Origin of the sequence: Muricoccus nepalensis (assembly GCF_006438825.1) — a bacterium.
GTDB classification, from domain to species: domain Bacteria; phylum Pseudomonadota; class Alphaproteobacteria; order Acetobacterales; family Acetobacteraceae; genus Roseomonas; species Roseomonas nepalensis.
This window is the reverse complement of sequence record NZ_RCZP01000012.1, coordinates 17,004-30,679: the sequence shown is the minus strand read 5'-3', so window position 1 is coordinate 30,679 and position 13,676 is coordinate 17,004. Positions and strand designations below refer to the sequence as shown.

Here is a 13,676-nt window from a genome sequence, read left to right as displayed (position 1 = left end):
GGCGGGGCGGGGCTAGAGAGAGGGGGATGAGTGACCCCCTGAACGTCGTCCCGCGCCGCCTGGTGCCGATCGCCGGCCTCCTCGCCTGGACGCCCGCGGACCTCCCGCCCAGCGAGCAGATGATCCCCCTCGGCGCCGAGCACGCGGCCGAGCTGTCCGGCGAGGGGCCCACCCCGCGCCTCGACGCGCTGACCGAGGAGCTTCGCCGGCGCCTCGACCACGGGCGCGGCTTCGCGCTCCTGCGCGGGCTGCCGATGGGGGACGACCCCGCCGCGCCGCTGCGCGCGCTCGCCGCGCGCCTCGGCACCCCCGTGCCGGCCGCGCCCGCCACGGGCCGCCGCCACGTCGAGGCCTGCGACGCGCTGCTGCTGCGCGCGACCGCCCCGGCCGCGACCGCGCTGCGCCCGGCGGCGGGCGTGCACAACACGCTCCTCCGCACCGATCGCGCCGCGCTGGCCGCCCTCTACGAGGCCCGCGGCGAGCCGCCGGTGCCGGTCTTCTCGAACGACGGGGGCGTCTTCGCGGCGCGCTGGGACGACGAGGTGCTGCCCGCCGACCGACTGCCCGCCGCCCTGACGGAGGCGCTGGGGGAGCCGCTCGCGCTCGGCCTGCGCGCCGGGGACATCCTCGCGCTGAACCCCTTCCTCGTCTGGGCGGACCGCGTGCCCGGTGCGCTGGCCGAGGCCGCGCGGGGCGAGCCCTCGAGGCTGGACAACCCCGCCTTCGCCGGGCTCGCCTAGCGCCATGCGAATCCTCATCGCCAACGCCAACACCACCGAGGCCATCACCGAGCGCTGCGCCGAGGCCGCGCGCGGCGCCGCCTCCCCGGGCACCGAGATCGTGCCGGGCACGCCCCGCTTCGGCCCGGCCGTGATCTCGTCGGGCCTCGAGAACGCCATCGCGGCGCACGCCGTGCTCGACCTGCTGGCCGAGCACGCGGGGGCGGTGGACGCGGTGGTCCTCGCCGTCTCGCTCGACACCGCGCTCGAGGCCGCGCGTCAGCTCATGCCCTGCCCGGTGGTCGGCATGACCGAGGCCGCCTGCCTCACCGCCTGCATGCTCGGCAACCGCTTCGGGCTGGTGACCTTCGGCGGCACCGAATCCTACCGCCTGCTCGTGGAGCGGCACGGGCTCTCGGGACGCCTCTCCGGTCTGGTCGGCGTGGACTTCACGCCGCAGCGCGCGCTGTCCGACCCCGAGTCCGCCGTGCGGTCGGTCGCGGAGGGGGTGGCGGCGCTGGCGAGGGGGGGCGCGGACAGCATCGTCCTCGGGGGCGCGGCGCTGGCGGGGATGGAGCCGGCGCTGCGGGCCGCCTCGCCCGTGCCCCTGCTGGACGGGATCGCCTGCGGGGTGCGCCTAGCCGAGGCCCTCGTCGCCCTCGCCGCGCCCAAGGCGCGGCAGGGGCCGATGGCCGCGGTCCGCGGGCGGGACTCCGTCGGCCTCTCCCCGGCGCTCGCGACGCTGCTGCGCGGCGGCGACTAGGCCGGCAGCGCCTCGACCACCCGGACGAGAAGGGCGAGGTCCTGGGGCCGGGAGAGGCGGTGGTCGCCGTCCTTGATGAGGGTCAGCTCCACGTCGGGCCCGGGCAGCGCCTCCACGATCCGCAGCGCGTGCGACCAGGGCACGTCCGGGTCGGCCATGCCCTGCAGCAGCCGGACCGGCCCCTTGTAGGGGATGGGCCCCGGCAGCAGCAGGTGCCGCGCGCCCTCCTCCAGCAGGTGGCGGGTGATCGGAATGGGCTCGCCGTACTCCGAGGGCTGGCGCAGCACCCCCTCCCGCCTGAGGGTCTCGCGGTGCGCCTCCGTCAGCCGGGGCTCGATGAGCGCCGCCGTGAAGTCCGGCGCGGCGGCGAGGCCGACGAGGCCCCGCACCCGCTCCCGCCCGAGCCGCCGGGCGAGGAGGAGCGCGATCCAGCCCCCCATGGAGGAGCCGACGAGGACGAGCGGCCCCGGGGCGCGGGCCTCGATCACCCGGGCGGCGTCCTTGGTCCAGGCGCCGATGCTGCCCTCCTCGAAGGCGCCGCCGCTGATCCCGTGGCCGGAATAGTCCAGCCTCAGGAAGGCCCGGCCCCACGCGGCGCAGGCGTCGCGCAGATGGAGCGCCTTGGCGCCCTCCATGTCCGAGCGGAACCCGCCCAGGAAGACCACCGTCGGGCCCTGGCCCGGCACGGCGGCCCAGGCGAGAGGAATGCCGTCGGGGCGGGGGGTGGTGCCGCGGATCTCGTTCATCCGCCGGGGCTAGCCCGGCGGGGCCGCGCGGCACAAGCGGCGGCTCGGGGTGACGGGCGCCCCCACGCCTTGTAAGGGCAGCCCTGATGCCGCCTCCCCCGCCCACGGTCCTGCAGGTGCTGCCCGCCCTCGGCGCGGGCGGGGTGGAGCGCGGCACGGTGGAGATCGCGCGCGCGCTGGTGGAGGCCGGCGGGCAGGCTCTCGTCGCCTCGGCCGGCGGGCCGCTGCTGCCCGCGCTGGAGGCGGCGGGCGGGCGCCACGTCCTCCTGCCGCTGGACCGCAAGAACCCGGCCGCGCTCCCCCTCCAGGCGGCGGCGCTGCGGCGGCTGGTCCTGTCCGAGGGGGTGGGGCTCGTCCACGCCCGCAGCCGCTTCCCGGCCTGGGCGGCCCTCCTGGCCGCGCGCGCCTCGGGCGTGCCCTTCGTGACGACCTACCACGGCAGCTACAACGAGGGCTTCCCGGGCAAGCGCCTCTACAACTCCGTCATGGCGCGGGGGGACCGTGTGATCGCCATCAGCGAGCACATCGCGGCCCTCGTCCGCGCGCGGCACGGCGTCGGCCCGGACCGGCTGCGCGTCATCCCCCGCGGCGTGGACCCCGCCCGCTTCGATCCCGCCGCCGTCGACCTCGCCCGGCTTGAGGCGCTGCGCCGCGCCTGGGGCCTGCCCGGCGGCCGCCCCGTGGTCCTGCTGCCGGGGCGGCTGACCCGCTGGAAGGGCCAGGCCGTGCTGCTCCGCGCCGCCGCCCTCCTGCCCGAGCCGCGGCCGGTCATTGTCCTGGCCGGCGACGCGCAGGGGCGGGACGCCTACCGGGCGGAGCTGGAGGCGCTGGCAGCCGGCCTGGGCGCCACGGTGCGCCTGCCCGGCCCGGTCGAGGACATGCCGGCCGCGCTCCTCCTCGCCGACCTCGTCGTCCACGCGAGCACCGAGGCCGAGGCCTTCGGGCGCACGGTGATCGAGGCCCAGGCGATGGGCCGGCCCGTGATCGCCTCCGACCTCGGCGGCCCGCGCGAGACGGTGGAGGAGGGGGTGACGGGATGGCGCGTGCCGCCCGGGGACCCGGCGGCGCTGGCCGCGGCGATCGCCCGCGCCCTGGCCCGGCCGGCGGAGGCGCGCGCCGCCATGGCCGCCGCCGCCCGGGCCGCGGTCCTCACCCGCTACACCACCCGCGCCATGCAGGACGCCACCCTCGCCGTCTACCGGGAGCTGGCGTGAGCGCGCGGGTCCTCGTCATCAAGCTCGGCGCGCTCGGCGACGTCGTGCAGGCCTTCGGACCCTTCGCGGCCATCCGCGCGCACCACCCGGGCGCCGAGGTCACGCTGCTGACCACGCCCCCCTTCGCGGAGCTCGCCCGGCGGAGCCCCTGGTTCGACCGGGTCTGGGACTTCGGACGGCCGCGCGGCGCCGACTGGTCCGGGCGGCTCTCGCTGCTGCGCGCGCTGGCGGGCGGGCGGTTCGAGCGGGTCTACGACCTGCAGACCTCGCCGCGCTCCTCCCGCTACCGCCTCCTCGTCGGGCGCCGGGCCGAGTGGTCGGGCGTCGCCCGCGGCGCCAGCCACCCGCACGACAATCCCGGCCGCAACGCGATGCACACGGTGGACCGCCAGCGCGAGCAACTCCGCCTGGCCGGGATCACGGACTTCCCGCCGCCGGACCTCTCCTGGCTGGAGGCGGACCTCGCCGGCTTCGGCCTGCCGCCACGCTTCGCGCTCCTCATCCCCGGCGCCAGCCCGTCGCGGCCCGGCAAGCGCTGGCCCGGATTCCCGGCCCTGGCCGCGGCCCTCGCACGGGCCGGCCTGCCCGCCGTCGTCGCGGGCGGCGCGGGGGAGGCGCCGCTCGCCGCCGCCATCCGGGCCGCGGCGCCGGACGCCCTGGACCTGACGGGCCGCACGGGCCTCTTCCAGCTCGCGGCCCTCGCCCGCCGCGCGACGGTGGTGGTGGGGAACGACACGGGGCCGACCCACTTGGCCGGCGCGACGGGCCGCCCGACCCTCGCCCTTTTCGGGAGCGAGAGCGACCCCGCCCGCTGCGCGCCGCGCGGCACGGCGGTCTCGGTGCTGCGGCGGGAGCCGATCGCGGCGCTGCCGCCCGAAGAGGTGGCAGAGGCGGCGCTCCGCCTCGGCGGCCTGCCCGCCTGAGGGGCAGCGCGCGGCGCCGGCGGCCGGATCGCCGCCCGGCCCGCCCTTGCGCGGTCGGGGCGGGGGTGTCGAAGATGCGGCCCTGGAATCGTCCCGGCAGACCCAACGCGCAGCGGAGCAGCCCCATGGCCTTCACCCGTCGGAACCTCATGGCGGCCGGCGCCGCCGGCGCCGCCACGCTCGCCGCCCGCAGGGCGGGCGCGCAGGCGGCCGCGCGCTGGCAGTTCGCGACCCCCTACGCCGACACGAACTTCCACACGCGGAACGTGAAGGCCTTCGTGGAGGACATCCAGAAGGCGACGAACGGCGCGCTGCAGGTGCAGCTCCACACCAACGGCTCGCTGCTGCCCATGCCGCAGATCAAGCGCGGCGTGCAGCAGGGCCAGGTGCAGCTCGGCGAGATCCTCATCTCCGCCTACGGCAACGAGGACCCCTTCTTCGAGCTCGACGGCGTGCCGCTGCTGGCCCCGAGCTTCGAGGCGGCCGTGAAGCTCGCCGCCGCGGCGAAGCCCTTCGTCGAGGCGCGCTTCCAGCGCACCGGCCTCGCCATGCTCTACAACGTGCCCTGGCCCCCCGGCGGCTTCTACAGCAACGCGCCGATCGAGAGCCTGGACGCGTTGAAGGGAACCCGGTTCCGCACCTTCAACACGATGACCAACCGCTTCGCGACGCTCGTCGGCGCGAACCCGACCCTCGTGCAGGCCGCCGAGGTGCCGCAGGCCTTCGCCACCGGCGTGATCAACGGCATGGTGACGAGCGCGGCCACGGGCGTCGACACCCAGGCCTGGGACTACTGCAAGGTCTTCACCCCCGTGAACTTCAGCTATACCAACAACGTCGTCTTCGTCGGCCGCCGCGCGCTGGAGGCGCTGCCGGCGGCGCAGCGCGCGGCCGTGATGGAGGCGGCGAAGGCGGCGCAGTCCCGCGGGCTGGAGATGGCCCGCGCCTCGGAGAAGGAGGCCCAGGACACCCTCGTCGCCCGCGGCCTGAAGCTCGAGCAGCCGAGCCAGGCGCTGCGCGACGGCCTCAACCGGATCAGCGCCACCATGACGGAGGAGTGGGCGACGAAGGCGGGCGAGGACGGCCGGAAGCTCCTCGACGCCTACAAGGCCGCCTGAGCGCGGCGCGGTGATCCGGCGGGGGCTGGACGCCCTTTACGCGGTCGGCGCGGCCCTGGCCGCGCTCTCGCTCCTCGGCATCTTCCTGGTCATGATGGCCCAGGTCGTCTGCCGCTCCCTGAACCTCCAGTTCCCGGGGGCGGACGACATCAGCGCCTATCTCTGCGTCTCCACGACCTTCTTCGCCCTCGCCCTCACCTTCAAGCGCGGCGAGCTGATCCGGGTCGGCCTGCTTCTGGAGAAGCTCTCGCCCGGCCCGCGGCGGGTGATGGAGCTGGTGGCGCTCACCTTCGCCGCCGTCGGCTGCGCCTACGCGGTGTGGTGGACGGCGGACGACGTCCTCTTCTCGATCGAGATCGAGGACATGGCGCAGGGCGCGCTCGCCATCCCCCTCTGGATCCCCAAGCTCGCCATGCCGCTCGGCGCCGGCATCCTCCTCGTCGCCGTGCTGGACGAGCTGGCGACGGTGCTCCGCGGCGGGCGCCCGAACTACGTGATCGCCGCGGAAGAGCGTGCCGCGCGCGGCGACTTCTCGGCCGAGGTATAGACCGCGATGGAACTGCTCGAGCTCTCGGGCCTCCTGCTCCTGCTCCTCGGCCTGCTTCTCGCCGGCGGGCTCTGGATCGGGATGAGCCTCGCGCTGGTCGGCTTCGTCGCCGTCAGCTTCGTCCATCCCCAGCCCGGCACCTACCTCGCCAGCGCCTTCTGGGAGGCGACGGGCTCCTGGACCCTCGCGGCGCTGCCGATGTTCGTCTGGATGGGCGAGATCCTGTTCCGCACGAAGCTGTCGGAGGAGCTCTTCAACGGCCTCGCGCCCTGGGTACGGCGCATCCCCGGGCGGCTGCTGCACGTGAACATCCTCGCCTGCGGGATCTTCGGGTCCGTGTCGGGCTCCTCCGCCGCGACCTGCGCCACCGTCTCCAAGATCGCGCTGCCCGAGCTCAAGCGGCGCGGCTACGACGAGGATGTCGCGATCGGCAGCCTCGCCACCTCCGGCACGCTCGGGATCATGATCCCACCCTCGATCATCATGGTCGTCTACGCCGTCGCGGCGGAGGTCTCGATCGTGCGGGTCTTCATCGCGGGCTGCATCCCCGGGCTGATCGTGATGGTGCTGTTCAGCCTCTACATCGCGGTCTGGGCGCTGCTGAACCCGAAGAAGCAGCCGCCGATGGAGCCGCGGATGAGCTTCACGGAGAAGATGCGCGAATCGGCGCAGCTCATCCCCTGCGGCATCCTCATCGTCGGCGTCATCGGCACAATGTTCGTGGGCTGGGCCACGGCGACCGAGGCCGCCGCCTTCGGGGTGCTCGGCAGCCTCCTCCTCGCGGCCGTCACGCGCTGCCTCACCTGGGAGAGCTTCCGCGACAGCCTCACGGGCGCCACGCGCCTCTCCTGCATGATCATGTTCATCCTGGCGGGCGCCGCCTACCTGACGAAGGCCATGGCGCTGACGGGCATCCCCGCGGCGCTCGCCGCCGCCGTCGCGGGCCTCGGCCTCGGCCCCTACGGCATCATCGCCATGCTGACGGTGGTCTACGTCCTGCTCGGCACCGCGCTCGACGGCACCTCCATGATCGTCCTCACCACCTCGATCGTGGTGCCGATGATCCAGCAGGCGGGCTTCGACCTCGTCTGGTTCGGCATCTTCATCGTGCTCCTCGTGGAGATCGCGGAGATCACGCCGCCGGTCGGCTTCAACCTCTTCGTCATGCAGACGATGACGGGGCGCGAGCAGACGGCGGTGGCCAAGGCCTCGCTGCCCTTCTTCCTGATGCTGGTCGTGACCGTCGCCATCATCACGATCTGGCCGGCCACGGTGACCTGGCTGCCGGACGTGCTGTTGAGCCGCTGAACGCGAAAGGGCGCCGCCAGAGATCCTCCGGCGGCGCCCATCCTGCTTTGGCTGAACCACCGTCCCGGGGCGCGGGGCCCCGGGCCGGTCTCACATCACCGGTCTCACATCACCGGGCGAAGGCTGCCGTCGGGGGCGCGCTCGAAGACGCCGCCGCCGCCCATGTAGGCGCCGTCGGGATCGTTCGCGGCCCGGCGGTTGGCGCGCATCTCGCGGCGGGCCGACTGGCGCTCGCGCCGCTCCTCGCGCATGGCGCGGCTGTGGGCGCCGCGGTGCATCGGGGCCTGCGACATCTCGCCGGACGGCATCGTCCCGCGGGCGGCGGGCGACATGGCGGGGCCGCGCGGCATCGTGCCCGGCATCGAGGTGCCCGGCGTGGCGCCCGGCGCGACCATGTCGCTCTGGGCCTGGGCGTGGGCGCCGGGGGCGGCGCCGACGAGGGCGGTGAAGGCGAAGGCGGCGGCGACGGCCGCGAGGCTGCGGGACATGGAAGTCTCCTGTTCTGCGATCCCGCGGGTCCGGTGAGGGCCCGTCGTGGGTGGATCGGCAACGCAACGTGGGGAACGGGCCGCCGGTTGCGCCCCATGTTCCGCCGTCGGCAACCGGAAGGAGGCCCCCGCCGGACCCTTCCAAACCGCGACGGAGGCCGCGGCTAGAAGGAGACGCGGCCGAAGATCGCGTGCAGCAGGGCGAAGAGGGCCCCCCCGGCAAGGGCGCCGACCACGGTGCCGTTGATCCGCACGTATTGCAGGTCCCGCCCCACGCGCAGCTCGATCTTGTCCACCACTGTCGCCGTGTCCCAGCCCGAGACGACCCCCGCGATGAAGCCGGCGATCCGCCCCTGGGCCGCGGGCAGCACCGCGAGCAGCATGGCCTGGATCCCGCCGTCCAGCCGCGCCCGCGCCGCGCCGTCCTGCTCCAGCAGGTCGCCGAGATTGGTGAGCAGCCCCGCGATGAGCGCGACCGTCCGGCCCGAGGGCCGCGCCGCGTCGGCCTCCAGCGCCGCGCGGAGGCGCGCCCAGGCATCGCCCAGCCAGGCGGCGACGGCGGGGTGGGCGAGGGCGCCCCGCAGCGCGGCCGAGATGGCCTCGGCGCGCGCCGGGTCGTTCTCCAGCCGGTCGATCTCGGTCTCCAGCCAGCGCTCGAAGGCGGCGCGCAGGTCGCTGTCGTTCGGGTCCATCCGGTCGAGCTCGGCGTTCAGCGCGGCCAGCACGCGGCGCGCAACGGCGGCGCCGGCCATCCAGCCCACCAGCGCGCCCCCCTCCGCCCGGACGCGTTGGGCGATGGCGGCCTTCAGGCTCTCCTCCTTCGCCGCCATCACGGCCCGGAGCTGGGAAAGGGCGAGGCCGAAGACCTCCTGGTGCCGCCCGCCCTGCACGAGCAGGCGCAGCGCCCGCGCGACGAGCCGGGCCGCGGCCGGGCCCGACACCATGCGGGGCAGCAGCCGCAGGAAAAGGCGCCGCGCCCGCCCGTCCTCCATGGAGCGGAGGATGCGGGGCAGGGCGGCCGCCACCCCCTCGGCCATCGGGCGGACGGTCGCGGGGTCGGACAGGAAATGCCGGAGCAGCGCCGGCACGTCGATCCGCCCGGCGACCCGCCGCACCTCGGCCTCGGTCAGGACGTGGTTGGCGACGAAGCGGCCCAGCCCCTCGCCCAGCCGCGCCTTCTGCGTCGGGATGATGGCGGTGTGGGGGATCGGCAGGCCCAGCGGGTGGCGGAACAGGGCGGTGACGGCGAACCAGTCCGCCAGCCCGCCCACCAGCCCCGCCTTGGCCGCCGCCTGGAGAAGCTCCGTCCCGTAGCCCGGCGGCAGGGCGTAGGAGCCGAGCGTCACCCCCGCCATGCCCGCGAGCAGCCCGTTGGCGATCCGCCGCTGCCGGTTCAGCCGCGCCCGCAGCTCGGAATCGCCCGCGCGGTCCCTTCGCGGGGGTTTGAGGGTCGGGGCGTCGGGGGGCGTCATGTCCATCCTGGCGGAGAGTGGCGATCCGCCCCCGCCATCTAAAGAGGCGGCGGCCCGAGCGGGCGTTGAACCCGGGGGAGGGGAGGCGTATGTTATCCTGTAACACCATGCCCCAGCCCTTCCGACCCCGCCTCGAAGACCCGCTCTCCCTCTCGGCCGGCGCCCTGCCGCGCCTGGGCTGGGGGGCCGTCGTCGCCGCGGCGCTCTGGGGCGCCGTGCTCTGGGCGATGGCGGCATGAGCGGCGCGATCCGACTCCGCGACGTCACGCTGTCGCACGAGCGGCACCCGGCGGTGCACCACCTCTCCGGCGAGTTCGCGCCGGGCAGCCTGACGGCCATCGTCGGGCCGAACGGGGCGGGCAAGACGACGCTCCTGCGCGCCATCGCCGGCCTGCACCCGCTCGACGAGGGGCGGATCGAGCGCCCGGCCGAGCGGATCGCCCTCCTGCCGCAGATGTCGGCGCTCGACCGCGGCTTCCCCATCGCCTGCCTCGACGTCGCGCTGCTCGGCCACTGGTCGCGCACGGGCGCCTTCCGCGCCATCGGCCTGGCAGAGCGCGCGAGGGCGGAGGCGGCGCTGGAGGCGGTGGGCCTCTCCGGCTTCGCCCGGCGTCCGGTCGGCAGCCTCTCGGCCGGGCAGTTCCAGCGGCTGCTCTTCGCGCGGCTGCTGGTGCAGGACGCGCCGGTCATCCTGCTGGACGAGCCCTTCAACGCGGTCGACGCCCGCACCGCGGCGGACCTGCTGCGGCTCGTCCGGGAATGGCACGGGCAGGGGCGGACGGTCGTCGCCGTCCTCCACGACCTCGACCTCGTGCGCCGGGAATTTCCAGAGACGCTGCTTCTTGCCCGCGACCCGATCGCCTGGGGCGGCACGGAGGAGGCGCTGGGCGCCGCCAACCGGCTCCGCGCCCGCATGATGGCCGAGGGCTGGGACGCCGAGGCCTCCCCCTGCGGCCTCGCCGCTTGATCCCTTGCTCCACAGCACGCTGATCGCGCCCTTCGCCGAGTTCGGCTTCCTGCGGCGCGCGCTCGTCGGCTGCCTCGCCCTCTCGGTCGCGGCGCCGCCGCTCGGCGTCTTCCTCGTGCTGCGGCGGATGAGCCTGACGGCGGACGTGCTCGCGCACGGCATCCTGCCGGGGGTCGCGGCGGGCTTCCTCGTCGCGGGGCTCTCGGTCCCGGCCATGTCCTTGGGCGGGCTGGCGGCGGGGCTCGTCGTGACGCTCGGCGCGGGGGCGCTCTCGCGCGCGACGGGGGGGCGGGAGGACTCGACCCTCGCCGCCCTCTACCTCGTCGCCCTCGCGCTCGGCGTGGTGATGATCTCCATGGGGGCGGGCTCGGTCGAACTGACCACCCTTCTCTTCGGCAGCGTGCTGGGCGTGGACGACCCCGCGCTGCTGATGATGGCGGGGGTGGCGACCCTCACCCTCCTCGCCCTCGCCCTGGCCTGGCGTCCCCTGGTGCTCGAGTGCTTCGACCCCTCCTTCGCCGCGGCCGAGGGCGCGGGCGGCGGGCGCTGGCACATGCTCTTCATGGCGCTGGTGGTGCTGAACGTGCTCGCGGCCTTCCAGGCGCTCGGCACGCTCATGGCCGTCGGGCTGATGATGCTGCCGGCCGTCGCTGCCCGCCACTGGGCGCGGGGCGTGGGGGGCATGGCCTACGCGGCCTCGGGCATCGCGATCCTCGCCTCGGTCGCGGGCCTCCTCGCCTCCTACCACCTCGACCTGCCGACCGGGCCGGCCGTGGTGCTCTCGGCGGGCCTCGCCTGGGCGGTCTCCGTCCTGGCCGGGCCGGTCGACGGCGTCCTGGCCCGCCTCCTCCGGCGCCGCCACCTCGCGGGCTAGGCCCCCTTGCTGGCGGGGCCTTCCCCCCGGCACAAGGCCGCAGGCATCGAGGAGGGCAGGGCATGACGGGCATCCGGCGTCTGGCGGAGGAGGACCGGCTGAGCGGCGCGACGGTGGCGGGGGGCTTCGTCTTCCTCGCCGGGCAGGTGGCGGACGACGCGACCCTCGACGCCGAGGGCCAGACGGCCGACATCCTGCGCCAGGTCGACGCCCTGCTGGCCGAGGCGGGCACCGACAAGCGCGCCCTGCTGCAGGTCCAGGTCGTGCTGGCCGACATCAAGGATGCGCCGGCGATGAACCGCGCCTGGGACGCCTGGCTCGACCCCGCCGCGAAGCCCGCGCGCATGACCATCCAGGCGCCGCTGGTGAACCCGGCCTGGCGGGTCGAGATCACCGGTATCGCCCTCGCCCCCGCCGGGGGACGCGCCGCTTGAGCGCCTCGCCGGCGACGCGCGCGGCATGACCATCAACTTCCAGGGATCGAACGCCTGGATGCGGCCCTTCCTGGCCACCATGGCCCTGGGCGGGCTCGTCGCGCTCGGGGTCGCGGACGACGGCGTCTGGTTCCCGATCGTCGTGCTCGGCACCGCGGCCCTCGGCTTCGGCGTGCTGTTCCGCGTCTTCCCCCGCGGGCTGGACTTCGCCCTCGGCTCGGCCATCGGCTTCGCGACCTACGCCGCGCTGTTCGCCGTGATCGCCCGCACCGCCTTCCCCGAGGCGCCGGACACGCTGATGGGGCTCGCCTTCTTCCTTCCCATGGGAAGCTTCCTCCTGGCCGTGCTGAGCCACCAGGCCACGCTTCGCCGCCTGGTGGACCAGGGGGCGACGCCGGACGAGTGGCACCTTCGCCGCATCGGCCGCTTCAGCCTCATCCTCGTCGTCATCGCGGCGGGCAGCCTCTCCCTCCCGGCCAACCGGATGGGGCCGGCCTGGCAGGGGGTGGTGATGGTGGCCGGCGCCGGGCTCATCGGCGCCATGGCCGCGGCCGCCGTGCGCGAGGTGGTGCGGCTGATGGTCGACATGGCCCAGCTCATGGACGCGATGAGCGGGCGGGTCGTGGCGCTGGTGGTGCCGATCGCGGCCTACACGGCCCTCTTCTCCCTCATCACCATCGTCTTCGCCTGCCTCTACCGCATCGCCGACGGCCTCTCGCGCGCGGCGCTCTTCTTCGGGCCGGCCGGCGCGATCCGGCTCACCTTCCGCGACGCGCTGCACTTCAGCATCGTGACCATCTCCACCGTCGGCTACGGCGACATCTGGCCGGTGGACGACGGCGCGCGGCTGCTGGCAGCTGTGGAGGTGCTGGCCGGGCAGGTGCTGCTGCTCTTCGGCTTCTACGAGATCACCCGCAGCCGCCTCTCCGCCGAGGAGGCGCAGGGAGGGGACGGCCCGCCGGCAAAGCCGGGGCCAGGCCGCGAATAGGCCGCGGCCCCCTGGACATCTGCCCGCCCCCCGCCGCAATTCGGTCCCTCTTCCGCCCCGGGTCTCGGGGCATGATTCGCGGCGCCGGGCGGCCGGCGCGGAGCTGAGGGGGGACGATGAGCGAGGATTGGCGCGGCCGGCGCGTGCTGGTGACGGGCGGGGCGGGCTTCCTGGGCTCGGCGCTCTGCCACGCGCTGGGGGCGGCGGGCGCGGAGGTGGTGGCGCTCGACGCCCTCATGCCCGGCACCGGCGCGCGCCGGCGCAACCTCGAGGGAAGCGGCGCCCGGCTCGTCGAGGGCGACCTCCGCGACATCGACCTCCACCCGCTGGTCGAGGGGATCGACACCCTCTTCAACATGGCCGGGCAGACGAGCCACGCCGGCAGCCAGGCCGACCCCTTCACCGACCTCGCGATCAACGGCCACGCCCAGCTCCGCCTGATCGCGGCGCTCCGCCGGGCGGCCCCCGCCGCGCGGGTGGTGCACGCCTCCACCCGGCAGTTCTACGGCCGGCCGCAGAGCCTTCCGGTCTCCGAGAGCCACCCGATCGCGCCGCCCGACGCCAACGGCGTCTCGAAGTTCGCGGCCGAGCAGTACTGGCTGCTGGAGCACCGGGTGCACGGCCGCCCGGTCACGGCGCTGCGGCTGACGAACTGCTACGGGCCCCGGATGCGCGTGGTGGACGCCCGCCAGACCTTCCTCGGCATCTGGGTGCGCCGCGTGCTGGAGGGGCAGCCCTTCGAGGTCTGGGGCGGGGAGCAGCTCCGCGACTTCTCCTACCTCGACGACGTCGTCGCCGCCTTCCTCGCGGCCGCCGCTGCGCTTTCGGGCACCGACGGCGCGGCCGGGCGCCCCTTCAACCTCGGCGGCGACGCCCCGGTCAGCCTCCAGGCGCTCGGCGACGCGATGGTCGCGGCGGCGGGGGAGGGGTCCTACGAGCTGAAGACCTTCCCGGCCGAGCGCGCCGCCATCGACATCGGCTCCTACCACGCCGACGACCGCGCCTTCCGCGCCCTCACCGGCTGGGCCCCGCGCGTGGGCCTGGCCGAGGGGCTGCGCCGCACGGTGGACTGGTTCCGCCCCCGCCTTCCCGCCTATCTCTCCGACGAAGCCTGA

16 protein-coding genes are annotated in these 13,676 nt (G+C 75.3%); 13 read left to right on the top strand and 3 right to left on the bottom strand.

All coding sequences use genetic code 11. The features are described 5' to 3' along the window. Positions 1 to 26 precede the first annotated feature (26 nt). Positions 27 to 740, top strand: a complete 714-nt coding sequence (locus tag EAH89_RS13915) for a hypothetical protein (protein WP_140884091.1) — start codon at positions 27 to 29, stop codon at positions 738 to 740. Positions 741 to 744: 4 nt separating this feature from the next. Next, complete coding sequence (locus EAH89_RS13910) at positions 745 to 1,482, top strand: aspartate/glutamate racemase family protein (RefSeq protein WP_140884089.1); 738 nt, start codon at positions 745 to 747, stop codon at positions 1,480 to 1,482. Here EAH89_RS13910 and EAH89_RS13905 read toward each other — a convergent pair. Next, a complete protein-coding gene (locus tag EAH89_RS13905) occupies positions 1,479 to 2,228 on the bottom strand; it encodes an alpha/beta hydrolase (protein WP_140884086.1) in 750 nt (249 codons plus the stop codon). The two genes, EAH89_RS13910 and EAH89_RS13905, sit on opposite strands and share 4 nt — an antisense overlap. Positions 2,229 to 2,314: 86 nt before the next feature. Here EAH89_RS13905 and EAH89_RS13900 point away from each other — a divergent pair, with 86 nt between their 5' ends. The 5 genes from EAH89_RS13900 (at position 2,315) to EAH89_RS13880 (ending at position 7,338) form a co-directional block, all read left to right on the top strand. After that, the gene (locus tag EAH89_RS13900) at positions 2,315 to 3,442 is read left to right on the top strand and encodes a glycosyltransferase family 4 protein (protein WP_140884084.1); all 1,128 of its coding nucleotides are present in this window, start codon (positions 2,315 to 2,317) and stop codon (positions 3,440 to 3,442) included. After that, positions 3,439 to 4,365, top strand: coding sequence for a glycosyltransferase family 9 protein (locus EAH89_RS13895; protein ID WP_140884082.1), 927 nt, complete (start codon positions 3,439 to 3,441; stop codon positions 4,363 to 4,365). Before EAH89_RS13900 ends, EAH89_RS13895 begins: the two co-directional genes overlap by 4 nt. Positions 4,366 to 4,490: 125 nt before the next feature. Then, positions 4,491 to 5,483, top strand: coding sequence for a TRAP transporter substrate-binding protein (locus EAH89_RS13890; RefSeq protein WP_140884080.1), 993 nt, complete (start codon positions 4,491 to 4,493; stop codon positions 5,481 to 5,483). A gap of 10 nt (positions 5,484 to 5,493) precedes the next feature. Beyond that, positions 5,494 to 6,030 carry a TRAP transporter small permease gene (locus tag EAH89_RS13885; protein ID WP_140884077.1) on the top strand — a complete coding sequence of 179 codons (537 nt, stop codon included), beginning with the start codon at positions 5,494 to 5,496 and terminating at the stop codon, positions 6,028 to 6,030. A gap of 6 nt (positions 6,031 to 6,036) precedes the next feature. After that, positions 6,037 to 7,338: a TRAP transporter large permease gene (locus EAH89_RS13880; RefSeq protein ID WP_140884075.1), complete on the top strand. Its 1,302-nt coding sequence runs from the start codon at positions 6,037 to 6,039 to the stop codon at positions 7,336 to 7,338. Between the two features lie 104 nt (positions 7,339 to 7,442). Here the strand turns inward: EAH89_RS13880 and EAH89_RS13875 are convergent, their stop codons facing one another. Together EAH89_RS13875 and EAH89_RS13870 are read right to left on the bottom strand one after the other, a co-directional pair. Then, positions 7,443 to 7,826, bottom strand: a complete 384-nt coding sequence (locus tag EAH89_RS13875; RefSeq protein ID WP_140884073.1) for a hypothetical protein — start codon at positions 7,824 to 7,826, stop codon at positions 7,443 to 7,445. A 164-nt stretch (positions 7,827 to 7,990) separates the two neighbouring features. Next, on the bottom strand, positions 7,991 to 9,298 hold the full coding sequence (locus tag EAH89_RS13870) for a DUF445 domain-containing protein (RefSeq protein ID WP_241667018.1): 1,308 nt from the start codon (positions 9,296 to 9,298) through the stop codon (positions 7,991 to 7,993). Between the two features lie 89 nt (positions 9,299 to 9,387). Between EAH89_RS13870 and EAH89_RS31255 the strand changes: the two genes are divergently transcribed. From EAH89_RS31255 to EAH89_RS13845, 6 genes are all read left to right on the top strand, one after another. Next, entirely contained in the window at positions 9,388 to 9,537 is a 150-nt protein-coding gene (locus EAH89_RS31255) for a hypothetical protein (RefSeq protein WP_161993587.1), read from the top strand. After that, positions 9,534 to 10,265: a metal ABC transporter ATP-binding protein gene (locus EAH89_RS13865; RefSeq protein ID WP_140884068.1), complete on the top strand. Its 732-nt coding sequence runs from the start codon at positions 9,534 to 9,536 to the stop codon at positions 10,263 to 10,265. The genes EAH89_RS31255 and EAH89_RS13865 overlap by 4 nt, the downstream gene beginning before the upstream one ends. A 4-nt stretch (positions 10,266 to 10,269) precedes the next feature. Continuing rightward, a complete protein-coding gene (locus EAH89_RS13860; protein ID WP_140884066.1) occupies positions 10,270 to 11,139 on the top strand; it encodes a metal ABC transporter permease in 870 nt (289 codons plus the stop codon). 62 nt (positions 11,140 to 11,201) lie between these two features. Continuing rightward, complete coding sequence (locus tag EAH89_RS13855; protein ID WP_140884063.1) at positions 11,202 to 11,573, top strand: RidA family protein; 372 nt, start codon at positions 11,202 to 11,204, stop codon at positions 11,571 to 11,573. Positions 11,574 to 11,598: 25 nt separating this feature from the next. Then, positions 11,599 to 12,561 carry a potassium channel family protein gene (locus EAH89_RS13850; RefSeq protein ID WP_140884060.1) on the top strand — a complete coding sequence of 321 codons (963 nt, stop codon included), beginning with the start codon at positions 11,599 to 11,601 and terminating at the stop codon, positions 12,559 to 12,561. A 116-nt stretch (positions 12,562 to 12,677) separates the two neighbouring features. Continuing rightward, positions 12,678 to 13,676, top strand: coding sequence for an NAD-dependent epimerase/dehydratase family protein (locus EAH89_RS13845; RefSeq protein ID WP_140884058.1), 999 nt, complete (start codon positions 12,678 to 12,680; stop codon positions 13,674 to 13,676).

Coding starts and splice junctions, on each gene's coding strand:
- EAH89_RS13890 (WP_140884080.1), top strand. CDS start 4,491: ATGGCCTTCACCCGTCGGAACCTCATGGCGGCCGGCGCCGCCGGCGCC.
- EAH89_RS13910 (WP_140884089.1), top strand. CDS start 745: ATGCGAATCCTCATCGCCAACGCCAACACCACCGAGGCCATCACCGAG.
- EAH89_RS13870 (WP_241667018.1), bottom strand. CDS start 9,298: ATGACGCCCCCCGACGCCCCGACCCTCAAACCCCCGCGAAGGGACCGC.
- EAH89_RS13850 (WP_140884060.1), top strand. CDS start 11,599: ATGACCATCAACTTCCAGGGATCGAACGCCTGGATGCGGCCCTTCCTG.
- EAH89_RS13900 (WP_140884084.1), top strand. CDS start 2,315: ATGCCGCCTCCCCCGCCCACGGTCCTGCAGGTGCTGCCCGCCCTCGGC.
- EAH89_RS13855 (WP_140884063.1), top strand. CDS start 11,202: ATGACGGGCATCCGGCGTCTGGCGGAGGAGGACCGGCTGAGCGGCGCG.
- EAH89_RS13905 (WP_140884086.1), bottom strand. CDS start 2,228: ATGAACGAGATCCGCGGCACCACCCCCCGCCCCGACGGCATTCCTCTC.
- EAH89_RS13915 (WP_140884091.1), top strand. CDS start 27: ATGAGTGACCCCCTGAACGTCGTCCCGCGCCGCCTGGTGCCGATCGCC.
- EAH89_RS13865 (WP_140884068.1), top strand. CDS start 9,534: ATGAGCGGCGCGATCCGACTCCGCGACGTCACGCTGTCGCACGAGCGG.
- EAH89_RS13875 (WP_140884073.1), bottom strand. CDS start 7,826: ATGTCCCGCAGCCTCGCGGCCGTCGCCGCCGCCTTCGCCTTCACCGCC.
- EAH89_RS13845 (WP_140884058.1), top strand. CDS start 12,678: ATGAGCGAGGATTGGCGCGGCCGGCGCGTGCTGGTGACGGGCGGGGCG.
- EAH89_RS13880 (WP_140884075.1), top strand. CDS start 6,037: ATGGAACTGCTCGAGCTCTCGGGCCTCCTGCTCCTGCTCCTCGGCCTG.
- EAH89_RS31255 (WP_161993587.1), top strand. CDS start 9,388: ATGTTATCCTGTAACACCATGCCCCAGCCCTTCCGACCCCGCCTCGAA.